The organism is Yersinia intermedia, assembly GCF_900635455.1.
In the GTDB taxonomy this organism is placed as follows: domain Bacteria; phylum Pseudomonadota; class Gammaproteobacteria; order Enterobacterales; family Enterobacteriaceae; genus Yersinia; species Yersinia intermedia.
Genome location: NZ_LR134116.1, coordinates 2,470,519 through 2,495,949 on the forward strand (window position 1 = coordinate 2,470,519; position 25,431 = coordinate 2,495,949).

Consider the following 25,431-nt stretch of genomic DNA (forward strand, 5'->3'; position numbering starts at 1 on the left):
TTAGTTATCACTCTGTTTGTAAAGCTATAAGAATGCTCTGCTAATTTATAGCAATACAACAATCGATATAACTGACTAAATTCCCCATAATATTGTGATATCTGAGAATCGTGACGTGAAAAGGTTGTGCTGCCGCTCTGCATGAGAATTGAGCACAAAACAGAAACTAATTTTGTTTTGCGCTCACACATAAAATCATCTTCAACGCTTATTACGCTCGATTAATCGAGCTACCGCGACCAATCCCATAATAGGTAAAGCCCCGGCTATTTAATCGCTCAGGATCGTACAAATTACGCCCATCAAAGATAACTGGCTGTTTTAATCGAAGTTTGATCATATCAAAGTCAGGCGCTCTAAAATTCTGCCACTCAGTACAAATAATCAGAGCATCGGCTCCCTGTAGCGCCGATTCTTTCGTACCCATTAATCTTAGGTCATCCCTTGCACCATAAATGCGCTGTGCTTCATCCATTGCCTCTGGATCATAAGCTTGAACAATAGCGCCAGCACGCCATAAGGCTTCCATCAGAATCCGACTGGGAGCCTCACGCATGTCATCAGTATTGGGTTTGAATGCCAACCCCCAGAGTGCAAATGTTTTTCCTGCAAGCTGCGAATCAAAATGATACTGAATAAATTCAGTTAACTTACACTTCTGTTCGTTATTGATTTGCTCCACCGCACGCAATAACTGTGGTTGATAGCCGCAATTTTCGGCGGTACGAATTAATGCCTGGATATCTTTTGGGAAACAGGAACCGCCATAGCCACAGCCAGAATAAATAAAATGGTAACCAATGCGCGAGTCTGAACCAATGCCTTGCCGTACTTTTTCGATATCTGCGCCTAATCGTTCAGCAATATTAGCAATTTCATTCATGAAACTGATTTTTGTTGCCAACATACCATTTGCTGCATATTTGGTCAATTCTGCACTGCGAACATCCATAATTATCATGCGGTCATGATTTCTGTTGAATGGTTCGTATAGTTCACTAATTAAATCGATGACACCATTGTCATTACTATCAATCCCAATAACGATACGTTCAGGGCGCTTGCAGTCAGCAACTGCTGCACCTTCTTTTAAAAATTCGGGATTCGATACCACATTGAATGCAATATCCTGCCCCCGCTGCTGTAAAATCGTGTTCACCCGTTGCTGCACTTGATCCGCCGTACCCACCGGTACGGTTGATTTATCGATAATAACTTTTGGCGCATCCATATATTTCGCAATGGTACTGGCGACCTCCAACACATATTTAAGGTCAGCCGCGCCATCCTCATCAGGAGGTGTACCAACAGCAATAAACTGAATGGTACTATGTGCAACGCCTGCTGCCGCATCTGTTGAAAACCGAAGCCGACCCTCGTCGAAGTTTTCTTTTACCAGTGGTGCTAATCCTGGTTCAAAAATAGCGACACGGCCTTTTTGTAAATCAGCAACCTTGTTTGCATCGATATCGATACATAGGACATCATGACCAACTTCGGCAAGCACTGCCGCCTGAACAAGCCCTACATAACCAATACCAAAAACTGTCACTTTCATTCAATCAATCCTCGAGTTGAAATTCGATAAGGGACATACCTACAACCATTATAAGGAACTAACCTTAATTTAGCCTGAGGTAGTCAACCTTATTGCCAGCAAGTAATAAAAGTTGCCTGGAAATTTTCAGACAAAAGCAAGGAAGAAAGTATATCAACCGATATTTCTTACTTCTCTGTCATAATCATTGATTGAAACAAATGAGGTTTATTTCGCAGATTCGTTATAGAACCATTTATACTTTGGGGGTTTTAGCGGCAAACGAGTGAGAGAAATACATTAGTTACATGAACTATTTATTGAGTAGTATTTTCAAAACATGAACTATTCAGCGGCTGAAAGCATCAACCTTAAACGACTTCCTCCCCCCCATACCTGACATTGCCATGATTCACAGCGCTGACTAATTTGATTTAAATGTGCTGTTTTTAACGTACCTAAAGGCACACCATTACTAAGTTGAATCTGATTTTTACCCGCGCTAACGTTCGCATGCAGGCCTGCCGAAACCAAAATCAAATTTTTATACTCCACATGATAATAACCAACGAGCAAAGGAAATTGCCCATCCAAATGGGTACGCCTTAATAGTTGGTTTACCTGTTTGAGTAACGTTGACATCTGCGGTAAGCGCTGTTGTTGGTGTGCCAAGTGCTCTTGAAGAATTCCGTTAAACAATACTCGTAATAATAATGCGGCTAAAACACCGTTATCTCCGGCACGCGTAACATCCAGACAATAAAAAGCCAAATCCTTATCTGACAATGCGGCAATATCAAGCACTAACCCTGGCTGCTCGACCATGGTTAATTGCCGGTAATTTACCCGACACCGCGCAATGGTTTGCTGTGCTGGAGGTTGTAATTGCTTGAGTAACTGCGCAGCATCATGAGGATTCTTGCGTAACGCTTCCCAATCTTGAATAAGTTCTGTTTCCTCAATCGCATGGGATGTAAACAGTAAGGGATAAAGGCAAGCCAGCACTGCTTCACGTAATCGATTCAAATCCACGATTGGCTTTAGCAGCACATCTTTAACCCCCAGACGCATAACCTTAGCAATGTCAGTCATCTTATCGGTGGCCGATATAACTAAAATAGGGATATTTACTCCTTGAGCGAGTAAATGCTCAACAAATTCAATTCCTCCCATCTTAGGCATGGCGAGATCACAAAGTATCAAGTCCGGTGATTGGACCTTAATCTGCGCTAGCGCCTCCAGGCCATTTCCTGCCTGCTGGACCATCGCGCCGAGTGATTTTAAAAATTCCGTGATTACTGTACGGAAGACCGTTTCGTCCTCGACGACTAAAATATTCTTACCTGCTAATGGTTTTTCCATGCATTGCTTCTCTTGCTAACCTTAAGGTAATAGTGGCTCAAAATGATTGTTTGTGCTTGACTGAAATTGTTACGTACTACTTTACGGACATACATTGATGATTCATCAACCCCTTATCAAAGGGCTTAACTGTTCAATTTTCTTCTCCACCGCCAAGTGCCCAGCGGCAATTGCTTCATCGGCACGATGGAAATCCAGCATTGATATTTGTGGGCAGTAGGGCTGGATCAACACATCTGGAGGATCCCCCGCCATCCGATTGCGTTTTAACCTGTTCTCTAACACCTGTATTGATGTAGACATTATCTCCATGGCACTGGGAACGGCCATTGTTGTGCTACCAGACATATTGGTTATTCGTGCTGTCAAGCGCCGATGCCAACTCGCGGGCATATCTGCGGGTTTGCCTTCAGGGGATAATTGAGAGGAAAACAGATCTTGCCGGACCAAATGCGCATCATGTTGCAAATCAACAGCAATCACGACGTCAGCGCCCATCGCTCTTGCCAGAGAAACAGGAACAGGATTGACTACTGCGCCATCAACCAACCAATAACCGCCGAACCAAACAGGGGAAAACAATCCAGGCATACTGCATGAGGCCCTAATAGCCTGCTTAATGTCCCCCTCAGTAAGCCATAACTCACGGCCTGTGGTTAAATTGGTTACGACAGAACCAAAGGGTAACTTGCATTCAGCGATATCCTGCACTTCAATTATTTGATTGACTGCATTAAAAACCCGCTCCCCCCGCAGTAATCCACCACGACGCCAGGAGAAATCCATCAATCGAATAACATCCCAATACTTAAACGAACGGACCCAGCGTTCCATGATATTAATATGATCACTGGCATACGCTGCACCGACCAACGCACCAACCGAACAACCAGCAACAACATCGATTTTAACACCCATCTCTTCCAGTGCGTTGATCACCCCGATATGTGCCCATCCCTTCGCAGCCCCCGCACCAAGAGCCAGTCCAATCTTAATTTTTCTCATTTTATTTCGTCCATTTCCGATCAATTGGGCACTTTACCGCTCGACAAAATAACGTCGATTCTAATCTTGTTATCGGCACTGCCGCATATTTCTTAACGCAAACGGCTACAACGCAGCTGTCACTCAGAGGAAAAGCTCATATTCCCAAGCCCGCGTTATAATCTTACTGATTGAACTATAGTGAACATTTATCCTTCTGGTGAATTGATACAAATAGTTTACATATCATTACTAAGATATAGGGTTAAAGCCGAGGGATATACAGTAAATATCGAAATATGCCAAACCGATCTGTTTAATCGAGATCTTATTACATTAATTACTCAATTAGATGCCTATCAAGAATCACGCTACCCGGCTGACAGCAACCATGTAGAGTCAATTGAGAGTATGGTTCAGAAAAAAACCTGACAGTCGAGGTATTGGTATCGCATCAATGTTAGGGACTGCGTTGTTCTATAAGTCCATCCGTTTGAATTTAAATGTTTTTATTTAGAATCAGGAATTCATCAACCTGAAGCGGTAAAATTATACCAGCGGTTGGATTTTGAACTTACGTCGGCATTTGGTTGTTATCAATACGATCCACTTAGCCTATATAGGGTAAAAAAATTGATGAGTAGTACCAAGTGAAAGGTAAAATAGAGAGGTAGCACTCAGCTACTTGGTAACCGTTGCTATTTTGAATTTTATTGTTTTGATTTTCTATATAAAAAAGCAAAATAGCCACTATAGTAGTGGCTATTCAGAGTAAATATTCTGAGTTAAGAGAAATTATAAGATTTAATATTATCTAATAATATGGCACTCGATAAATAGATAATCGCATTACATGCTGTCATTTCACCTTTAGCTCTCACTGGCTATGGTGTTATTAACTATATTTCGACCCTTATCAGAATATTATGAAATATTACGGATTATTAGCCGTTGATAGTACCGAATGATACGCTCATTTTTTCGAACATAGCGATAACTTTATTGATCAGTTTCATGGGTTGCTCCTGTAAATATCATTATTTTTATGTGACACACATCACAGTTATTAAGTTACTCCATAATGAAACACCGGTCAACTATTTTTGTGAGCAACATCACAAAACTTTAGCCCATCAACTAGTCTGCACAACGTTATCAACTTTGAACCTCTCCACATGATTAGGTAAGATGGGCCCTTATTTGCCCCCTATTGGATTACCCGCCCTCTTCTGTTGCTGACCGTTCAGTAGCAAACACGATGGCATTATTGATTTTTCGGAGAAATTTTGTCAGAACAGTGCCCATGCGGCAGCGGCTTTGAATATCAACAATGCTGTGCGCCTTATATTCTTAACACGCAAGTCGCGACCGAACCTGCAATACTGATGCGCTCACGCTATAGTGCCTATGTAAAAAAGGAGGCGGATTATCTCGTTAAAACCTGGCATCCCGACTGCAAAGCACAAGAATGGCGAGATGGGATAATTCAAAGTTTCACCAATACTGTCTGGCATGGATTAACCGTCATCGCACAAACCGCTGGCAGTCATGATGACGAAGCATTTGTGGAGTTCATTGCTCGTTTTACAGATCCCAACAATGTACAGATAAGCGTAATGCACGAACGTTCCCGCTTCCTTCGAATAAAAGAACACTGGTACTATATCGACGGAGTCCGGCCGTCGGTAGGTAGAAATGATATCTGCCCTTGCGGTTCAGGAAAAAAATATAAGAAATGCTGCGGGCATTAACAGTAAAATCGTTTCATTACTGACCGTAACATCAAACATTTACATAACATCAAATACTGTTAAGACAGGATTTACCACCTTATGCCACACCAGAATGTACAAAAGAAAGTGTTACGCACTATATGCCCAGATGCTAAAGGCTTAATCGCAAAAATTACCAATATTTGTTACAAGCACCAGTTAAATATCGTGCAGAATAATGAATTTGTTGATCATCTGACTGGTCGTTTTTTCATGCGTACCGAGCTTGAAGGTATTTTCAACGATACCACCCTGCTAGCAGACTTAGATGATGCTTTGCCAGAAGGCACTAACCGTGAATTGCATACTGCAGGGCGCCGCCGCATTGTCATTATGGTCACCAAAGAGGCGCATTGCCTCGGCGACTTATTAATGAAGAGTGCTTATGGTGGTCTGGATGTAGAAATTGCGGCAGTGATTGGTAACCATGACGCGTTGCAGAATTTGGTGGAGCGCTTTGATATACCTTTCCACCTTATCAGCCACGAAGGTCTAACCCGAGATCAACATGATCAACGTTTGATTGAGCAAATTGAACAATACCAACCTGACTACGTGGTACTGGCTAAATATATGCGCGTGCTGACGCCAGCCTTTGTCCAGAGTTTCCCTTATCAGATTATTAATATCCACCACTCATTCTTACCTGCATTTATTGGCGCTCGCCCTTATCACCAGGCTTATGAAAGAGGTGTGAAGATTATTGGTGCCACAGCTCACTATGTAAACGATAGTCTGGATGAAGGCCCAATCATCATGCAGGACGTTATTCACGTTGATCATTCGTATACGGCTGAGGATATGATGCGAGCCGGGCGAGATGTGGAAAAGAACGTTCTGAGTCGCGCCCTGTATCGTGTTTTGGCGCAACGTGTTTTTGTTTACGGTAACCGTACTGTTATTCTGTAAGCGCACAATAAGCAGATGTTTTTTGTCCAGATAAACATCGCTGAGAACAAAAAAGCACCGAACGACTTATTTTTTTCATTTCAAGTCTTTACAGGGGCGTTTCATTTGATATGATGCGCCCCGCTTACCAAGACAGTCTTGATAAGCGGTTAGGCCAGTGGTGGGGTTCCCGAGCGGCCAAAGGGAGCAGACTGTAAATCTGCCGTCATCGACTTCGAAGGTTCGAATCCTTCCCCCACCACCATTTTTACCCTTGAGTCTCAAGTCGATTCAGCGTTAGGAATCAAAATGAGCCACTTAAGGGGAAGGTAAGAACCTTCGATAAGGTTCGCGCCGAGCGTAGCGAGACAACGACGCGCAGCGGCGGCCCGAAGGGTGAGGAACGAAGTGACGAATAATCCTTCCCCCACCACCATATTTACCCTTGAGTCTCAAATCGATTCAGAGTTAGGAATCAAAATGAGCCACTTAAGGGAAGGTAAGAATCTTCGATAAGGTTCGTACCACAGATACGGCCAAGTATCTTAGTTACAAAAACCACAAATACAGTGGTGGGGTTCCCGAGCGGCCAAAGGGAGCAGACTGTAAATCTGCCGTCATCGACTTCGAAGGTTCGAATCCTTCCCCCACCACCATCTCTCAGAAATACTCCCATTCGATAAAAACAATAAAAATCAAAGACATTGCCATCGGGGAAGGTAAGAACCTTCGACAAGGTTCGCGCCGAGCGTAGCGAGACAACGACGCGCAGCGGCGGCCCGAAGGGTGAGGAACACAGTGACGAATAATCCTTCCCCCACCACCCTCTCTCAGAAGTACTCCCGTTCGATAAAAACAATAAAAATCAAAGATATTGCCATCGGGGAAGGTAAGAACCTTCGACAAGGTTCGCGCCGAGCGTAGCGAGACAACGACGCGCAGCGGCGGCCCGAAGGGTGAGGAACGCAGTGACGAATAATCCTTCCCCCACCACCCTCTCTCAGAAATACTCCCATTCGATAAAAACAATAAAAATCAAAGATATTGCCATCGGGGAAGGTAAGAACCTTCGACAAGGTTCGCGCCGAGCGTAGCGAGACAACGACGCGCAGCGGCGGCCCGAAGGGTGAGGAACGCAGTGACGAATAATCCTTCCCCCACCACCCTCTCTCAGAAATACTCCCGTTCGATAAAAACAATAAAAATCAAAGATATTATCATCGGAGAAGGTAAGAACCTTCGACAAGGTTCGCGCCGAGCGTAGCGAGACAACTTACTGATAATCCAGATAGCTTTACACCATCGAATGAATATATTCAATAAGCCTATTTAATACACTTGAATGTGAGCGTGACTTATAAAAATACAATTTATTCTCGCTTTGAAAACTGGCCAAATTTATGAAATCCAATTTTGAGTCGCCGTTAAAATCATCCATTACTGAATCGGTAATGCATATATATCGGCCTGAATAAATAAAATTCAAGCAGCATGCCAGGCTATCAACCTGCCTAACACTAACTTTATCATGCTGTTTTTTAACTGATTCTTCAAGATTCTTAACGAAATCACTTCTATACAGTGTTGGGTTACACAACCAAACGTTTTTATGTAGAATATTTATTATATCTTGACTTTCATTTATTATATCTTTACGCCCATAGATACCAAAACCACTGTCTGGCACTTCATTTAACAACGTAAATCTTTCGCTGGCGATTTTTTCTGATGAAAGGATAAGTGAATTACCATCATAGTCTCCGATTTCATCAATATTTTCATAATAAAACTTAATTATATTAGCTTGAATGTTATTCTTTTCTGCCTCTTTATACAGTTTCGTTAAGTTTTCACTTTTACCCCAATCGTAGTAAATATTGATAACATTAGATACATGGCCTGTAAGATGTTTTTTTGTGATTTCTTTTTCTTGCTGATACAAATCTTTTAGATCATTATATAAAATCTCACCATCCCTGGTTAAACTCATACCAAACTTCTCTCTTTTAAACAGTTTTTTCCCTATTATATTTTCAAAATCTTTTATCGACTTAGCTACCGGAGGCGTCGTCCTGTTCATCACTCTTGCAGCCTTACTCAGCGAACCATTTTCAACTACGGCCATAAAGGCTTCTAACTTTCGAGATAGAAACATAATTCACTAATCCTTTGCGTAAATTTATCCAAAAAAAATGACAGGCATGTAAACATGCACAAGGCTAGCTGTAGATATTATTCAATATTAAATAAATTAATTGCATAAATTGCATTTAAAATAATTGAGAGGTAAATTATAAAAATTTATGACCGCGCAGAAATTAACACTGTAAAGCAGTATTTCTTACAAAAAACTGGAAAAACCTGCCTATTAACAGCTCGACATTACACATACTTTTAACAGACAACCATTCGTAGTTCTATGATATTTAATAACTATTTTTTATCCACCCCATTACAAAATCAGTTAACCTGCGCAGATAAAACAGCAGGACTCTTGGGGTTAAATCGCAAACCACAGTTACAAGACGCAAGCAATATTATATTTTCAGCCTCAACTTAGTTTGTGGTTACTCCTTGAAAATAACGGGCTGAATTTAAATTAAACAGATGATAAAAGTTATAATTAATACATTTAAAAATAACCAGCTCACCTTAAAAACCATATTTCCCACCATCTATCACGATTAACTAAAAAAACACAACGATAGATATTCAAATATTTTTAAAGAAATTAAAAACCAGCAAGAATAAGTACATTTATTACCTAAATCATTAGCACGACTTTATTTCATTCTTATTGTCAAAAATATTATTAACTTTCTTTATTCTTTCTCCGTGCGTTACATTTTTATTCAGTATCTGCTAATATCTGAAATCATTTCTATCGAATAAACGGTGCTGACCATGAAGTTTGTCTCTTTTAATATCAATGGCCTACGTGCTCGACCACATCAACTAGCCGCGATCATCGAGCAACATCAACCAGATGTGATTGGCCTTCAGGAAACGAAAGTCCATGATGATATGTTTCCCCTTGAGGATGTCAGTCAGCATGGTTATCACGTTTTTTATCATGGGCAAAAAGGCCATTATGGTGTGGCGCTGTTAACCAAAAATGAGCCTTTAGCGGTTCGTCGTGGCTTCCCAACAGATGAAGAAGATGCTCAACGCCGTATTATTATGGCTGATATCGCAACATCAAATGGTCCCCTCACTGTTATTAATGGTTATTTCCCTCAGGGAGAAAGCCGTGATCACCCAATAAAATTCCCAGCAAAAGAGCGTTTTTACGCTGACCTACAGCAATACCTGGAGCAACAACTTTCAGCGGATGCTCAGGTACTGATTATGGGGGATTTAAATATCAGCCCAACTGATCTCGATATTGGTATCGGCGAAGATAGCCGTAAACGTTGGCTGCGAACCGGGAAGTGTTCATTCCTGCCAGAAGAACGGGCCTGGCTGGCGCGATTACAAAACTGGGGGCTGGTTGATACATTCCGCGCAGCCAATCCTGAATGTAACGATCAATTTTCGTGGTTTGATTATCGCTCCCGTGGTTTTGATGAGAACAGAGGCCTGCGCATAGATTTATTGTTAGCAAGCCAGCCACTGGCTACCCGTTGTATTGCGACAGGGATTGATTACGAAATTCGCGGTATGGAAAAACCCTCAGACCACGCGCCAGTATGGTCTGAATTCGCCCTCTGATAACGGCAGTGGTAGTCCTGGCAGCACAGGCCTACCACTGGCAAATACGCGACCAAAGCTGGATAAACAAAAAAATGATTGATGTTGTTGCCGCCATTATTGAACAAAATGGCAAAATTTTGTTAGCTCAACGGGATTCATGCCGTGATCAAGCAGGATTGTGGGAGTTTCCAGGGGGGAAAGTCGAGGCAGGGGAAAGCCAGCCTCAGGCTCTAATACGTGAATTGACCGAAGAATTGAATATTGAGGCATCAGTGACCAGATATATTGCCACTAATCAATGGCATTCAGATAAACAGACCATCCGATTACACGCCTGGCTGATTGAGAGTTTCAGCGGTGAGCTGGCACTGCATTGTCACTCCGCTATCGTTTGGCTGGCACCAGAGGAGGCTTACCGTTACCCTCTGGCACCTGCCGATATTCCGCTTTTAGATGCTTTTATTGCCCAAAAACAGTAGCCCGTTATCTGGTCAACCGCTTCCAAATCAATGGATTGGTACCTACTACACTGCTATCACGCACACACTGCAACACTTCTCCTTCAACGCGCAATACAGCACCTTCAGAATAATTCTGATTTTGATACACACAGCAGCGGGTACAAGGATTGTTGTTCGTGTTGCGATTGGATGAGTTATTCCATACCTCTGGTGGCAGAGGAACAACAACATCAACATTGTTACGATTAGCCATAGCAGCACCAGACATAAACGAGGAAAAACCAATACAACTTAGCAATAACCATGTTCTCATGACTTATTCTCCTTGGCTTTAGATGGTGCTTTTTTACGTTTCTTTATCGCCCCAGACGGTGCCGCTGGCAACCCACGAAATACCTGAGGTGAGCGATTTTGTTTTGCCTGACTGATTAAATCTTGCAATGTTGCCACCAGTGGCTGCATGAAATCCTGATATCGGCAATTTTTCTCACTGATTTGTGTCAGTGTCGATTCCCAATGTGCAGTCATATCTGGCCGTGCTGCAATATCAGGCAGCGCGTGAATCAATGCTCTTCCCGCTGGGCTTGCGTGGATATAACGCCCTTTTTTGAATAAAAAAGTACGTTTGAAAAGCAGTTCAATAATCCCGGCGCGCGTGGCCTCAGTACCCAGACCATCCGTTGCGCGTAACACTTTTTTCAGCTCTTTGTCCTGCACAAATCGCGCGATCCCGGTCATAGCAGACAACAAACTGGCATCGGTAAATGGCCTTGGCGGCTGGGTTTGACGTTCAACAACCTCACCCCGCTCACATAATAATTCAGCACCTTTTTCCACCACTGGCAAAGGTGCGCCTTCGTTTTCTTCATCACGCTCTTTGCTGCCAAGCAAGGTACGCCAGCCAGCCTCCGCCAGAAAACGGGCTTTAGCAACAAACTTCCCACCAGCAATATCGAGTTCAATGACGCATTTACGAAATTGTGCGTCTGGGCAAAATTGCATCAGATATTGCTGTGCTACCAATCGGAAAACCTTGCTCTCATCAGTGGTTAGATTCACCTTACTGGCCCGCGCTGTTGGGATAATCGCGTGATGGGCATCGACTTTTTTGTCATCCCAGCAGCGATTACGCCGATCGCTATCCATTACCTCTAACGGCAATAAGTCAGCCTGATGGATACTAATGGCATTTAAGACCGAATGACGCCCAGCGAAATGCTCTTCTGGTAGGTATCGGCAATCTGAACGCGGATACGTAATTAATTTGTGCGTTTCATATAAACGCTGACAAATATCCAGCACTTGCTGGGCGCTCAAACCAAAGCGTTTGGCGGCTTCAATCTGCAATGTTGAAAGGGAAAAGGGTAACGGTGCGGTTTCTGATTCCCGTTTATCATTATAGGAAGTTACAAATGCAGGCTGACCGGTGATGCGATTAACCACATGTTCAGCCAGTGGCCGATGCAACAAGCGCCCTTCTTCATCCTGATACGACTCGCAAGAATCACTCGGCTGCCATAGGGCAATAAAACGCTCATCCGCAGGTGTGACAATATGGGCTTTGACTTCGAAAAAGTCTTTGGGAATAAAATCTTCAATTTCTTCGTCACGGCGAACAACCAAACCTAATACTGGCGTTTGCACCCGCCCTACTGACAAAACGCCATCATAACCTGCATTGCGCCCAAGAATAGTATAGGCACGAGTCATATTGATGCCATATAACCAGTCTGCTCTGGCGCGTGCCAATGCCGAAACACATAACGGGATAAATTCGCGGTTATAACGCAAACGCTCCACCGCACGTTCCACTGCCTGCGGATTGAGATCGTTAATCAGGCAACGGCGGACATTTTGCCGCTTCTCTGCCACCAAATCGAGGTAATCCAATACCTCATCAACCAAAAGTTGCCCTTCGCGATCCGGGTCACCTGCATGAACCACTTCGTCGGCCTGTTGCAAAAGTTGTTTGATAACATTCAATTGCTTACTGACTGAGGGCCGAGGCTGTAGCTGCCATTTTTCAGGAATAATGGGTAAATCAGCTAACGACCAGCGTGCATAGCGGCTGTCATAAGCATCAGGTTGGGCCTGTTCCAGCAAGTGACCAACACACCATGTCACCATTTGGTCACTACCACAGGCAATAAATCCATCACCTCGACGATGCGGCTTTGGCAGAATATCGGCAATCGCCCGCGCCAAACTGGGTTTTTCAGCAATAAAAAGTCGCATCATTCACCGCAAAAATGCATCAAAGAAAAGGTCATTCTGTAATCTCAATCAACGCCCGGTGATTATCCACAGAGCTTAACTCGCCAATAGAACTGAGCGTCATGCCGTGCTGAGCCGCAATAGCTTGTACCTGCGCCTCCGCTTCAGGTAATACGGCTAACAGCAAACCACCGGAAGTCTGTGGGTCACACAATAACGTTTTCTGTAACTCGGTCATCTCGCCAATCAGGTGACCATAACTGTCAAAATTGCGCCCTGTTCCCCCTGGCACACAACCCGCAGCAATATACTCTTCAACTGCCGGTAACCGTGGTATAGCCGAGAAATGTAACCTGGCCTGAACACCGGATCCTTGACAAATTTCGCTTAAATGCCCTAACAGACCAAACCCGGTAACATCGGTCATGGCAGTGACACCGGCAACACTGGCAAAGTCAGCGCCTGATCGATTTAACTGGCACATGGTTTCCGTTGCTACCCCTTGATGTTCAGGCCGCAACTTACTTTTCTTTTCTGCCGTAGTCAGAATACCAATCCCTAGTGGTTTGGTCAGAAACAGTTTACAGCCTACCTGTGCAGCACTGTTTTTCTTAACCTGCTCCGTGCTGACGATTCCAGTGACCGCCAGGCCGAAAATCGGCTCAGGCGCATCAATGGAATGCCCCCCTGCCAGAGAAATACCTGCCTGCTGGCAAACATAACGTCCGCCCTCAATAACCTGTTGGGCAACTTCAGGCGATAGTTTATCTATCGGCCAGCCCAGGATGGCAATGGCCATAATAGGTTTACCGCCCATCGCATAGATATCACTGATGGCATTGGTGGCTGCAATTCGGCCAAAATCAAAAGGATCATCCACGATCGGCATAAAAAAATCGGTCGTACTGATTATCCCAACACCACCGCCAATATCATAAACGGCTGCATCATCACGCGTTTCATTCCCCACCAACAAATGAGGATCAAGAAACTTCTGTTGGTCGGTGTGCAATATTTTATCCAAAACTTTGGGCGAAATTTTGCAACCACAGCCGGCTCCATGGCTGTATTGAGTAAGACGTATCGCTGGCGATGTCATAACACTCTCCCGTGTGATGGTTCAGTAATAAGCTATTTATTCAGGAATTATGCTCGTAGGCCTGGTATCCAGACAGCCTATGGTAGCGCCTATGGCGTGGCTTGGTAAGTAGAGGCCGCAGTCGGGCAGATAGGTTGGTCACAAAGCAGGCACAAACGCAGCTTATACCCGCAAAATGCATAAGCTGCGCTGCCCAAGACGGCCCTAAACGATGCGGCTCTCCGTTGCCGCTTTGCCGCACCTTGAAACCTGTTGATTATAGACCGTATAACTATCAGAAATAGCGAACAAAAGTGGTGTAATCGGGTGGGGTAACTTTCGTCGCTGATTTCAGTTGTGGCGTGCCAAGATAAAGGAAGCCGACGATTTCATCTTGTTCACGGCAGGCAAATCCCTGACGAACCACGGGATGATGGGTCCAGGAACCTGTACGCCAGATACCATTAAAGCCTTGAGCCAGTGCAGCCATTTGCATCGCTTGTACCGCACAACCAGCGGAAACCACTTGTTCCCAATTGGGCACTTTGGGGTTTTCAGTGACATGGGCAATAACGGTAATAATCAGCGGCGCACGAAACGGCGCTTGTTTTGCTTTTTCCAATACCGCGTCATCAGCACCATCATGTTGCACTGCTTGTTGTAACAATTGACTAAAACGTTCCAGACCCTCATTTTCAATCAAAACAAAGCGCCATGGTTGTAATGTGCCATGGTCAGGTGCCCGCATGCCCGCATGGATAATATGGTCCAATGCCTCACCCGTTGGGGCTGGGGTGGTCAAACGGGACGCCGAACGGCGGTTAAGTAACAGTTCTAACGCATCCATCATTTTCTCCTGATAACGATTTTCATTTTCAGCACGGTAGCATAAGTTGTCGTTTTGTTGCCAGTGTTGACCTTTCAGCTAGGCTTAACAGTGATTTAAAGCTGACTTTTGTTCGTCAGGTCATTAGGATAACCGTACTTGCCCGGTTTTGTTGGAGATAACATGCGCACTTTGTGGCGAATTATTGCTGGTTTTTTCAAGTGGACTTGGCGTCTGCTGAATTTCGTCAGGGAATTTATTCTTAATCTGTTCTTGATACTGTTAATTTTAGTTGGCGTGGGTATTTACCTTCAGTTCCAAAGTAAACCGGCAGAACCGGTTAAAGGCGCGCTGCTGGTGAATTTAAGTGGCGTGGTGGTGGATCAGCCCGCAGTGAATAATAAGTTACGTCAACTGGGGCGTGAGTTCTTAGGTGCATCCAGTAATCGCCTACAGGAAAACTCTCTGTTTGATATCGTCGAAACTATTCGTCTGGCAAAAACCGATAACAATATTACCGGTTTAGTGCTGTCGCTGAGTGATTTTACCGGTGCCGACCAACCTTCATTGCAATATATAGGTAAGGCGCTGCGGGAATTCCGTGATAGCGGCAAACCCATCTATGCAATTGGCGATAGTTATAATCAAACCCAATACTATTTAGCCAGCTTTGCTAATAAAATCTATCTCTCGCCACAAGGGGCGGTCGATCTGCATGGTTTCGCCAGCAATAACCTCTACTACAAGTCGTTGCTGGAAAAACTTAAAGTCACCACGAATATCTTCCGGGTGGGTACTTATAAATCTGCGGTTGAACCGATGATTCGTGATGATATGTCACCGGCTGCACGTGAAGCAGACAGCCGCTGGATTGGTGGGTTATGGCAAAATTATCTTACTGCTGTTGCTGCTAATCGGCAGTTAACGCCGGAGCAACTGTTCCCTGGTGCCGCAGGCGTTATCAGTGGGTTGCAAACCGCTGGCGGCTCTCCGGCAAAATATGCGCTGGACAGTAAACTGGTGGATACATTGGCGTCACGCCCTGAGGTAGAAACCGAGTTGGTTAAAACTTTTGGTTGGGATAAAAAGAATAACGACTTCAATTACGTCAGTATTTATGACTATCAACCAGTACCTACACCACAGCAAGGTGAGCAGATAGCCGTTATTTTTGCTAACGGTGCCATCATTGATGGTCCACAAACCCCAGGCAACGTGGGTGGCGACTCGCTGGCAGCACAGATTCGCCAAGCGCGTTTAGATCCGAAGATTAAAGCCGTTATCCTGCGGGTAAATAGCCCCGGCGGCAGTGTGAGTGCCTCTGAGCTGATTCGTTCTGAATTAGCCGCATTACGCGCAGCCAATAAACCCTTAGTGGTGTCAATGGGGGGAATGGCGGCATCGGGTGGATATTGGATCTCCACACCTGCTAACTATATCGTTGCCAGCCCGAGCACCCTTACCGGTTCGATTGGTATTTTCGGTGTTATTAATACCTTCCAAAATTCACTGGAAAGTATTGGTGTCCATACTGACGGTGTAGCCACGTCGCCATTAGCAGATATTTCGGTTACCAAAAACTTGCCACCTGAGTTCTCGCAGATGATGCAAATCAATATCGAAAATGGCTACAAGACCTTTATTGACCTGGTCGCAACGTCACGTCATAAAACGCCTGAACAAGTCGATCAAATCGCACAGGGTCATGTCTGGCTGGGGATTGATGCCAAAAATAACGGTCTGGTGGATCAGTTAGGTGACTTTGACGACGCAGTGAAAAAAGTTGCGGAACTGGCAAAACTGAAAACCTGGCAGTTGAATTGGTTTGTTGATGAGCCGAGTCTTAGTGACTTAATTTTCGGCCAAATGAGCGCATCGGTACAGGCCATGTTACCGGCTGCCATTCAGGCTTGGATACCCGCGCCAATATCTGCCATGGCACAGGCCGTGAAAGATCAGCCAAGTTTGCTGAGCACATTAAATGATCCGCAGAATCGCTATGCGTTATGCCTAACCTGTGGTGATGTTCGCTAGAAAATCAATCAAAAAACTCCGCCCGGCATCTGTCGGGCTTTTTTTCCTCGCCAGTCTCCCTATAATTCACCCATCTCATTCAGTCCTACTTTCAGGTTCTCATGCTCATGCAGAAGAAATCTATTTATGTTGCCTATACTGGCGGTACTATCGGTATGCAACGCTCGGATCATGGATACATCCCAGTCTCCGGTCATTTGCAACGCCAACTTGCTCTGATGCCTGAGTTCCACCGGCCCGAAATGCCTGATTTCACTATCCATGAATATGCGCCATTGATTGACTCCTCAGATATGACACCTGAGGACTGGCAGCATATCGCCAACGATATTGAGCAAAACTACGACTTATACGATGGCTTTGTTATTTTACATGGCACAGATACCATGGCATTTACTGCCTCGGCCCTTTCATTCATGTTAGAAAATCTGGCCAAGCCGGTGATTGTTACCGGTTCTCAAATCCCGTTGGCAGAATTGCGTTCTGATGGGCAAACCAACTTGCTCAACGCACTTTATCTGGCCGCTAACCACCCAGTGAATGAAGTTAGTCTGTTCTTTAACAACAAACTGTTCCGTGGTAACCGCACCACGAAAGCTCATGCGGATGGTTTTGATGCTTTTGCCTCCCCTAATCTCTCAGTACTGCTTGAGGCAGGTATTCATATTCGGCGCATGGCATCAGTTGAGTCACCGGTGAATAACGGGCCACTGGTTGTCCATAACATCACCCCTCAACCGATTGGTGTGGTGACTATTTATCCTGGGATATCAGGTGCTGTGGTGCGCAACTTCCTGTTGCAGCCCGTCAAGGCTTTGATTTTGCGCTCTTATGGTGTGGGAAACGCACCACAGAAAGCCGAGTTACTGGATGAATTAAAAAATGCCAGTGAGCGAGGTATTGTGGTGGTGAATTTGACGCAATGTATTTCCGGTCGAGTCAATATGGAAGGCTATGCAACCGGTAACGCGCTCGCCAACGCGGGTGTTATCAGTGGCTTTGATATGACGGTTGAGGCCGCACTGACCAAACTGCATTATTTATTGAGTCAATCTTTAACCCCTGAAGACATTCGCCGGTTAATGCAACAGAACCTGCGTGGCGAACTCACTGACACTAACTGATTTGGTGGAACATCAATGAACGCAGCACTGCTTTTAATTGATTTACAAAATGACTTTTGTCCGGGAGGGGCACTGGCTGTTGCTGAGGGTGATCAAGTTATTGCCATTGCGAATCAGGCGATTGATGTTTGTCTTAGCAAAAAGATACCTGTCATCGCCAGTCAAGATTGGCACCCTGCCGAGCACCGCAGTTTTGCCATCAATTCAAATGCAGAATCAGGTACTGTGGGTGAGTTGAATGGGTTGCCACAAGTCTGGTGGCCCATGCATTGCGTGCAAAATGAATCAGGGGCAGCCTTGCATCCGCAATTGAAACAAAATGCCATTGAGGCCATTTTCCGCAAAGGCCAAGATCCTGATATCGATAGCTACAGTGCATTTTTCGACAATGGTCGGCGGGCAAAAACGCCTTTGGATGGGTGGCTACAGCAGCAAGGAATCCATCGGCTGTTCATTATGGGGCTGGCAACTGACTATTGTGTGAAATACAGCGTCTTGGATGCATTGTCTCTGGGTTATCAAACAACGGTCATCAGTGACGGTTGTCGTGGGGTCAATCTACAACCACATGACAGCCAACATGCCCTTAATTCGATGAGTAAAGCAGGGGCAAACTTACAAACACTGGAACAATTTCTTGCTGAAATTGATTCAGCAAGAAAATAACTGGCAGTAAAAACATAACCAACGGAGCCTTACTCGGCTCCGTTAATGTTGATAAATTTTGCGGGCAACCACCCTATTGTGGCTTCAGTTTTACCAATGTTGGCTGGCTGAATTGTTGTTTCAACTCTTGCTTGGTTTTCATCACAATTTGGCCATCAGTGCCAATGCTCATATGCTGGGCATCCTCATTGTGGCGGGCTTGCCATAGCATTACCATTTGCAAGCTATTCTCTTTCTGCTCAGGCGTCAGCGCTACACCATCAGGCCATTTACCCAACTCAACCGCTTGCATCAAACGTTGGTAAATTTCGGGGGTCATCACTGAAATCAGGTCTTCAAGCTCCATCAAAGTATCCTTAACAAAACGAATAATAAGCTGAATCGATTTTTCAACATGCATAATCGTTGAGTATCAACCGGCAATCTGCTCGCCATTCTGGTCATCAACAAAATTCAATGACGCCGAGTTCACGCAATAGCGCTCGCCCGTAGGCTGCGGGCCATCGGGGAAAACATGGCCTAAGTGCGCGTCACAATGACCACAGCGAATTTCAACTCGATTCATATTATGTGAATTATCATCAACATAGCGGATAGAGTCATCTTTAATGGGTTGGTAGAAACTCGGCCAACCACAGCCAGAGTCAAATTTCGACTCTGAGACAAACAAAGGTTGATGACAACACAGGCACTCATAGATGCCATCACGTTTGTTATGCAGCAATTTGCCACTAAAAGGGGCTTCTGTCCCGCGCTGTTGGGTCACATGACGCTGAATATCGGACAGTTTCTCAATATCTGGTACAGGGTTCAGTTGTTTAGCCATTTGTGCGGTTCTCTGACAGGGAATAAAGTCAACGAAAACAATGCCTAATAATAACAAAAAATTAACAACAAAGCAGTTAAAATTGTCCTAAACTGTATGCCATCAAAGTGACAACCGCATATACCCTTTATACTTGACGCTGCAGGGTTGTTAGCTACGCTCATTCACCTGAATCACTTACTCATGTAAGCTCATCGGGGTTGGTTCGCTAGCTGCCTACCTGCAACGCCCATCATTTTGGGTATAAATACGATAAAAATCGCAAATATTACTGATTCTCACTTTAAACTGAATAATTCGCCCCAATATAAAAATGAGGCTAATCGTATCTGGAAACGCGTGATTAATGTTCGATCTAACGTCGTTGGTTTGATTTGTAGCAATAATTGACACGATTCCGCTTGACGCTCGGTAAGGTTTTTGTAATTTTACAACCAACCTTTTATTCACTAACAAATAGCTGGTGGAATATATGACTATCAAAGTAGGTATCAACGGTTTTGGCCGTATCGGTCGCATTGTTTTCCGTGCTGCTCAGGAACGTTCTGACATCGAAATCGTTGCAATCAACGACCTGTTGGACGCTGAATACATGGCGTACATGCTGAAATACGACTCTACCCACGGTCGTTTCGACGGTACTGTAGAAGTAAAAGACGGCCATCTGGTTGTTAACGGTAAAACCATCCGTGTTACCGCAGAGAGAGATCCGGCTAACCTGAAGTGGAACGAAGTTAACGTTGACGTTGTTGCTGAAGCAACTGGCTTGTTCCTGACCGACGAAACAGCACGTAAGCACATCGCTGCTGGTGCTAAGAAAGTGGTTCTGACTGGTCCTTCTAAAGATGACACCCCTATGTTTGTTATGGGCGTCAACCACAAAGAATACGCGGGTCAAGAAATCGTTTCTAACGCTTCTTGCACCACTAACTGCCTGGCTCCACTGGCTAAAGTTATCAACGACAAGTTCGGTATCGTTGAAGCGTTGATGACCACTGTGCATGCAACTACAGCAACTCAGAAAACTGTTGATGGCCCGTCTCACAAAGACTGGCGCGGCGGTCGTGGCGCATCCCAGAACATCATCCCTTCTTCTACCGGTGCAGCTAAAGCAGTTGGTAAAGTAATCCCAGCACTGAACGGCAAACTGACTGGTATGGCGTTCCGCGTTCCTACTCCTAACGTTTCAGTTGTTGACCTGACTGCACGTCTGGAAAAACCAGCGTCTTACAAAGAAATCTGTGCTGCTATCAAAGCGGCTTCAGAAGGCGAGCTGAAAGGCGTTCTGGGCTATACCGAAGACGACGTTGTTTCTACCGATTTCAACGGCGAAAAACTGACTTCAGTATTCGATGCTAAAGCCGGTATCGCACTGAACGATAACTTTGTGAAACTGGTTTCTTGGTACGATAACGAAACTGGCTACTCAAACAAAGTTCTGGACCTGATCTCTCACATCTCCAAGTAATAATGGATTGATGTAGATTTCTGTCAAAAGCCACCTTCGGGTGGCTTTTTTATTTGTAGCTATAATAAATTGCGCAATATCAATGATTCACCACTCCTGTGCCGTCCATTTGCTACAACATTTACAGCCTGTGATATTATCGAAAGTCTGAAGTTCAAAGGATCCCTGCTCCCTTTCCCATAAGGCCAAACGAATGAACGAGAAAGTATTCACCCTCCCTGTTGTTGAACAAATTTCGCCTTACATCAGCCAACGCCAACTGGATGAATTGCCGGTGGTGGTTGTTTCTCATCCGAAGGTGCGTGCCGCTGTATGCCTACAAGGTGCTCATTTGCTGGCCTATCAGCCTAGCGGAGAACAGCCTGTTATTTGGCTGAGCAATAACACGCCATTTAAAGATGGCGTCGCTATTCGTGGTGGCGTGCCGATTTGCTGGCCGTGGTTTGGTCCATCAGCACAACCTTCCCATGGTTTTGCCCGCTTACTGCCATGGACGCTCAGTGCCCATGACGAAAATGAAAATGGGGTTATCCTGACCTTCACCCTGGAAGACAGTGATGAATCACGTAAATATTGGCCACATGCCTTCACATTGATTGCCCGCTTCAAGCTGGGTGACGAATGCGAGATGGAATTGGAATCACACGGTGATTACCAAGCAGTCGCTGCGCTACACACTTACTTCCAAATTGGCGATATCGACCAGATTAAAGTCAGTGGTTTGGGTGAGAAATACTTCGATAAAGTGCTAAAAATTGCTGATGCCACACAACAAGGCGATTTAGTGTTCAACGGCCAGACTGACCGTATTTACACGCACCCCGAAGCTTACAGTTTAATCAAAGATGCGGCACTCAAACGCACCATTGAAATACATCATCATCATCAAAGTGATGTTGTGGCATGGAATCCAGGTGCAGAGGTAGCCAGTAGCATGGTTGACATGCCAAATGAGGGTTATAAGACCATGGTTTGCGTGGAAACAGCGCGAGTTAATAAACCATTGGTTGCAACACCAGATGCCCCTGCGCGCCTCGCTATGACCATCCGTAGCCGTAAAAATAGCTAATACGCGATAGACCATCAGGCACAAAAATGGGGCGCGATGCCCCATTTTTTATGACTCAACAGTACGCTGCCATTCATTAGCGGAAGGTATAAGTTACCCCGGTCCACAGCACACCAGTCCATGATGCGTCCACCATCGGGCTATTTTTCACTTCATTTGCCAGACGGATATAACGGCCAGTAAAGAAAGCATTCCAGTTTGGATTGATATTATAGTTAGCCGTCAATTCCATATACGATGACCAGCTATCATTAGGGCTGTACTGTGCTAAGCCACTGCGGGCAGACTCCCCGCGGCTCACACCATAGTAATAATTATTCTGATCTTCACTGTTCCAGCTCACACCGACGCCCGGTGTCAATGTCCAGCTATCCACATTAAAGCGGTAGAGATAAGCCAGATCGCCGACAAAACCACCACTGTTATCCAGCACGTCGCCAGAGAACATAGCACGCAGAGTCCCCCAATCCTCAATATGAGAATAAGACATACCGGCCATCATGGTACTGCGGCGTTTATCCAACTGTTTCATCTGCTGATCATTACTGTCACCCGGCTTAAAGTTCAGTGGTAAGTAATAAGCATCGATTGATAAGCGATTATTGTCATCTTTCCACAAGTAGTAGCCCGCAGCCAAAGTACGGAAATAGAAATTATCACTTTCATAAGAAATAATAGGTACCGGATAGACACGGTCGTTCTTGCCACGATATGGATCTGGGCTGACTAACGCAGAAGCCCCCACAGACCAAGTCCCAGCCATTGCCGTTGGCATGCAAACCACCGTAGCAATCGCCAACGCAGCCAGAGTTTTTATTTGCCTGGTTTTTATGTAGTGTTTTTTCACGGATTAAATCCCATTAGTAACAAAATAATTAGTTAACTTAGTGTAAATCAAATGGTTGCTCGTGGCGAAATCTTTACACATGTCGACCAGATATCAATATTGCTTGTATAACTTATCGCCTATAACCGGCAGGCTTACAACCTAAAAATTTACGTAGATTTGATTACAATAAAATATCGAGATATTCAAACAGATAAGACCCATAAATCATATATAAAACACTACTAATCAAATAAAAAATAGATTTAATTACCGAATAATGGTTATTTATTGTTTGAGGGGTGGCAAATCTATGGTCTGGCTTAACTTGACCTTTGGAGGAGACACGACCATAACAATAAGGTAGTAGTTTCAAAATTTTAACCCAATAAAGCGCTACTACTATTTTATGTTCCCAACCATTCAAACAGGACGGGCATCGCTATGAACATATTTGATCACTATCGCCAGCGCTATGAGGCGGCCAAGGACGAAGAGTTCACACTCCAAGAGTTCCTCACAATCTGCCAGCAAGATCGCAGCGCGTATGTTAATGCGGCTGAACGTTTGCTGATGGCTATTGGTGAGCCAGTCATGGTCGATACCGCGCTTGAGTCCCGCATGTCTCGACTATTTTCTAATCGAGTTATCGCTCGCTACCCTGCTTTTGAAGAGTTCTATGGCATGGAGGAAGCCATAGAACAGATTGTTTCCTATCTCAAGCATGCCGCCCAAGGGCTGGAAGAGAAGAAACAGATCCTATATTTGCTGGGTCCGGTGGGTGGTGGTAAGTCATCATTGGCTGAACGGCTGAAAGCTCTGATGCAAAGGGTGCCTATCTATATTTTGAGTGCTAACGGTGAGCGTAGCCCGGTCAATGACCACCCGTTATGTCTGTTCAATCCGCAGGAAGATGCGGCGATCCTGGCCAAAGAATACAATATTCCAAGCCGCTATCTCGGTACGATTATGTCGCCATGGGCGGCAAAACGTCTGCACGAGTTTGGCGGTGATATTACCAAGTTCAAGGTTATCAAGGTCTGGCCTTCTATCCTTGAACAAATTGCGATAGCGAAAACTGAGCCCGGTGATGAAAACAACCAGGATATCTCTGCACTGGTCGGTAAAGTTGATATCCGTAAACTTGAAAATCACGCTCAAAACGATCCTGATGCTTATGGTTATTCCGGTGCTTTGTGCCGCGCTAACCAAGGGATTATGGAATTCGTCGAGATGTTCAAGGCTCCCATTAAGGTGTTGCATCCACTGCTGACCGCAACGCAAGAAGGTAACTATAACGGGACCGAGGGGATATCCGCCCTACCATTCAGCGGTATAATTCTCGCGCATTCTAATGAATCAGAGTGGGTAGCATTCCGCAATAACAAGAATAATGAGGCATTCCTTGACCGTGTTTATATTGTCAAAGTGCCTTATTGCCTACGGGTATCAGAAGAGATCAAAATTTACGACAAACTGTTAAATAACAGTGAGTTGACCCATGCACCTTGTGCGCCCGGCACGCTGGAAACGCTGGCCCGCTTCTCTATCCTATCGAGGATGAAAGAGCCGGAAAACTCCAGTATTTACTCCAAGATGCGGGTGTATGACGGTGAGAGCCTGAAAGATACCGATCCTAAAGCCAAGTCTTATCAAGAATATCGCGACTACGCTGGGGTCGATGAAGGTATGAACGGTCTTTCTACCCGTTTTGCCTTTAAAATCCTCTCCAGAGTATTTAACTTTGACCACGCTGAGGTGGCAGCCAACCCAGTGCACCTGTTCTACATACTGGAACAGCAGATCGAGCGCGAACAATTCCAGCAAGATGTTGCGGAAAAATATCTCGAACACCTGAAAGGCTATTTAATCCCAAAATATGCCGAATTTATTGGTAAAGAGATTCAGACCGCCTATCTGGAGTCTTACTCGGAGTATGGCCAGAATATTTTTGACCGTTATGTTATCTACGCCGATTTCTGGATTCAGGATCAAGAGTACCGTGATCCAGATACTGGGCAACTGTTTGACCGTGAATCGCTGAATGCTGAACTGGAGAAAATTGAAAAGCCAGCGGGTATCAGCAACCCGAAAGATTTCCGTAATGAAATCGTCAATTTTGTGTTGCGCGCCAGAGCCAATAACAATGGTCGTAATCCAAACTGGACCAGTTACGAGAAGCTGCGCACGGTTATCGAGAAAAAGATGTTCTCTAACACCGAAGAGTTACTGCCAGTTATCTCCTTTAATGCCAAGACCTCAACGGATGAGCAGAAAAAACATGATGACTTTGTCGATCGGATGATGGAGAAAGGCTATACCCGTAAGCAAGTTCGTTTGCTGTGCGAATGGTATCTGCGGGTAAGGAAGTCGTCATAATCCATTAACCGATTCACTACGGCATAGCAGGGACAGTCCCGATAGATTTCGCGTTGTAGTCAGGCGGCAACTGAACGAAGCCGCCTGAATCTATACCCAAAACAATTGGCGTTGCAGGTAGGCAGCAAGCGAACAAATCCCGATGAGCTTACTCAGGTAAGTGATTCAGGTGACAAATCTGCCGGGAGCAGATTTGAACGCTGCTTGCAGCGGCCTCGCAGAGG

General features: G+C 44.9%; 21 protein-coding genes, 2 tRNA genes and 4 other RNA genes. 16 read left to right on the top strand and 11 right to left on the bottom strand.

Annotated features, from left to right (window positions below; genetic code table 11):
* Positions 1-211 precede the first annotated feature (211 nt).
* The 3 genes from EL015_RS11270 to rssA all read right to left on the bottom strand — a co-directional run bounded on the left by EL015_RS11270 (position 212) and on the right by rssA (position 3,904).
* The gene (locus EL015_RS11270; protein WP_005192217.1) at positions 212-1,558 is read right to left on the bottom strand and encodes a UDP-glucose dehydrogenase family protein; all 1,347 of its coding nucleotides are present in this window, start codon (positions 1,556-1,558) and stop codon (positions 212-214) included.
* A 324-nt stretch (positions 1,559-1,882) separates the two neighbouring features.
* Positions 1,883-2,899 carry a two-component system response regulator RssB gene (rssB, locus tag EL015_RS11275; protein WP_005192214.1) on the bottom strand — a complete coding sequence of 339 codons (1,017 nt, stop codon included), beginning with the start codon at positions 2,897-2,899 and terminating at the stop codon, positions 1,883-1,885.
* 105 nt (positions 2,900-3,004) lie between these two features.
* Positions 3,005-3,904 carry a patatin-like phospholipase RssA gene (gene rssA / locus EL015_RS11280; RefSeq protein ID WP_005192210.1) on the bottom strand — a complete coding sequence of 300 codons (900 nt, stop codon included), beginning with the start codon at positions 3,902-3,904 and terminating at the stop codon, positions 3,005-3,007.
* 1,265 nt (positions 3,905-5,169) lie between these two features.
* On the opposite strand from rssA, the gene EL015_RS11290 reads away from it, so the two are divergent.
* The 8 genes from EL015_RS11290 (at position 5,170) to EL015_RS11325 (ending at position 7,709) form a co-directional block, all read left to right on the top strand.
* Positions 5,170-5,634 (top strand): YchJ family protein, encoded by a 465-nt coding sequence (locus EL015_RS11290; protein WP_005192206.1) that lies wholly within the window; start codon positions 5,170-5,172, stop codon positions 5,632-5,634.
* Positions 5,635-5,715: 81 nt separating this feature from the next.
* Positions 5,716-6,564 (top strand): formyltetrahydrofolate deformylase, encoded by an 849-nt coding sequence (purU, locus tag EL015_RS11295; RefSeq protein WP_005192203.1) that lies wholly within the window; start codon positions 5,716-5,718, stop codon positions 6,562-6,564.
* Positions 6,565-6,723: 159 nt separating this feature from the next.
* Positions 6,724-6,808, top strand: a tRNA-Tyr gene (locus EL015_RS11300).
* Positions 6,809-6,852: 44 nt separating this feature from the next.
* Positions 6,853-6,979, top strand: a non-coding RNA gene (locus EL015_RS11305) — RtT sRNA.
* Positions 6,980-7,114: 135 nt separating this feature from the next.
* Positions 7,115-7,199, top strand: a tRNA-Tyr gene (locus tag EL015_RS11310).
* Positions 7,200-7,242: 43 nt separating this feature from the next.
* Positions 7,243-7,369: non-coding RNA, RtT sRNA (locus tag EL015_RS11315), on the top strand.
* 43 nt (positions 7,370-7,412) lie between these two features.
* Positions 7,413-7,539, top strand: a non-coding RNA gene (locus EL015_RS11320) — RtT sRNA.
* A gap of 43 nt (positions 7,540-7,582) precedes the next feature.
* Positions 7,583-7,709: non-coding RNA, RtT sRNA (locus EL015_RS11325), on the top strand.
* A 128-nt stretch (positions 7,710-7,837) separates the two neighbouring features.
* Here EL015_RS11325 and EL015_RS11330 read toward each other — a convergent pair.
* Positions 7,838-8,698, bottom strand: a complete 861-nt coding sequence (locus EL015_RS11330; protein ID WP_032907593.1) for a LysR family transcriptional regulator — start codon at positions 8,696-8,698, stop codon at positions 7,838-7,840.
* A 749-nt stretch (positions 8,699-9,447) separates the two neighbouring features.
* Here EL015_RS11330 and xthA point away from each other — a divergent pair.
* Together xthA and EL015_RS11340 are read left to right on the top strand one after the other, a co-directional pair.
* Positions 9,448-10,254, top strand: a complete 807-nt coding sequence (gene xthA / locus EL015_RS11335) for an exodeoxyribonuclease III (protein ID WP_032907592.1) — start codon at positions 9,448-9,450, stop codon at positions 10,252-10,254.
* A 74-nt stretch (positions 10,255-10,328) separates the two neighbouring features.
* Positions 10,329-10,715: a pyrimidine (deoxy)nucleoside triphosphate diphosphatase gene (locus EL015_RS11340; RefSeq protein WP_032907591.1), complete on the top strand. Its 387-nt coding sequence runs from the start codon at positions 10,329-10,331 to the stop codon at positions 10,713-10,715.
* Between the two features lie 4 nt (positions 10,716-10,719).
* On the opposite strand, the gene EL015_RS11345 is transcribed toward EL015_RS11340, so the two are convergent.
* The 4 genes from EL015_RS11345 to EL015_RS11360 all read right to left on the bottom strand — a co-directional run bounded on the left by EL015_RS11345 (position 10,720) and on the right by EL015_RS11360 (position 14,836).
* Positions 10,720-11,010, bottom strand: coding sequence for a DUF1496 domain-containing protein (locus EL015_RS11345; protein ID WP_042569715.1), 291 nt, complete (start codon positions 11,008-11,010; stop codon positions 10,720-10,722).
* Positions 11,007-12,932 carry a DNA topoisomerase III gene (locus EL015_RS11350; protein WP_032907590.1) on the bottom strand — a complete coding sequence of 642 codons (1,926 nt, stop codon included), beginning with the start codon at positions 12,930-12,932 and terminating at the stop codon, positions 11,007-11,009. The genes EL015_RS11345 and EL015_RS11350 overlap by 4 nt, the downstream gene beginning before the upstream one ends.
* Before the next feature lie 31 nt (positions 12,933-12,963).
* Positions 12,964-14,010, bottom strand: a complete 1,047-nt coding sequence (gene selD / locus EL015_RS11355) for a selenide, water dikinase SelD (RefSeq protein WP_032907589.1) — start codon at positions 14,008-14,010, stop codon at positions 12,964-12,966.
* Positions 14,011-14,284: 274 nt separating this feature from the next.
* Complete coding sequence (locus EL015_RS11360; RefSeq protein ID WP_032907588.1) at positions 14,285-14,836, bottom strand: NAD(P)H nitroreductase; 552 nt, start codon at positions 14,834-14,836, stop codon at positions 14,285-14,287.
* A 162-nt stretch (positions 14,837-14,998) separates the two neighbouring features.
* Between EL015_RS11360 and sppA the strand changes: the two genes are divergently transcribed.
* From sppA to pncA, 3 genes are all read left to right on the top strand, one after another.
* Positions 14,999-16,849, top strand: a complete 1,851-nt coding sequence (gene sppA / locus EL015_RS11365; protein WP_005191041.1) for a signal peptide peptidase SppA — start codon at positions 14,999-15,001, stop codon at positions 16,847-16,849.
* A gap of 107 nt (positions 16,850-16,956) precedes the next feature.
* Entirely contained in the window at positions 16,957-17,973 is a 1,017-nt protein-coding gene (gene ansA / locus EL015_RS11370; RefSeq protein WP_005191038.1) for an asparaginase, read from the top strand.
* 15 nt (positions 17,974-17,988) lie between these two features.
* Positions 17,989-18,639 (top strand): bifunctional nicotinamidase/pyrazinamidase, encoded by a 651-nt coding sequence (pncA, locus tag EL015_RS11375; protein WP_005191035.1) that lies wholly within the window; start codon positions 17,989-17,991, stop codon positions 18,637-18,639.
* Positions 18,640-18,712: 73 nt separating this feature from the next.
* Here the strand turns inward: pncA and EL015_RS11380 are convergent, their stop codons facing one another.
* Entirely contained in the window at positions 18,713-18,985 is a 273-nt protein-coding gene (locus tag EL015_RS11380; protein ID WP_032907587.1) for a YeaC family protein, read from the bottom strand.
* Between the two features lie 66 nt (positions 18,986-19,051).
* Entirely contained in the window at positions 19,052-19,465 is a 414-nt protein-coding gene (msrB, locus tag EL015_RS11385) for a peptide-methionine (R)-S-oxide reductase MsrB (RefSeq protein ID WP_005191029.1), read from the bottom strand.
* A gap of 472 nt (positions 19,466-19,937) precedes the next feature.
* Between msrB and gapA the strand changes: the two genes are divergently transcribed.
* Both gapA and EL015_RS11395 read left to right on the top strand, forming a co-directional pair.
* The gene (gapA, locus tag EL015_RS11390) at positions 19,938-20,933 is read left to right on the top strand and encodes a glyceraldehyde-3-phosphate dehydrogenase (RefSeq protein ID WP_032819960.1); all 996 of its coding nucleotides are present in this window, start codon (positions 19,938-19,940) and stop codon (positions 20,931-20,933) included.
* A 193-nt stretch (positions 20,934-21,126) separates the two neighbouring features.
* On the top strand, positions 21,127-22,002 hold the full coding sequence (locus tag EL015_RS11395) for a D-hexose-6-phosphate mutarotase (protein ID WP_005191021.1): 876 nt from the start codon (positions 21,127-21,129) through the stop codon (positions 22,000-22,002).
* Between the two features lie 76 nt (positions 22,003-22,078).
* Here EL015_RS11395 and EL015_RS11400 read toward each other — a convergent pair whose 3' ends face one another.
* Complete coding sequence (locus tag EL015_RS11400) at positions 22,079-22,849, bottom strand: MipA/OmpV family protein (protein WP_005191018.1); 771 nt, start codon at positions 22,847-22,849, stop codon at positions 22,079-22,081.
* A gap of 423 nt (positions 22,850-23,272) precedes the next feature.
* Between EL015_RS11400 and yeaG the strand changes: the two genes are divergently transcribed.
* Positions 23,273-25,207 (top strand): protein kinase YeaG, encoded by a 1,935-nt coding sequence (gene yeaG, locus EL015_RS11410; RefSeq protein ID WP_005191016.1) that lies wholly within the window; start codon positions 23,273-23,275, stop codon positions 25,205-25,207.
* Positions 25,208-25,431 lie beyond the last annotated feature (224 nt).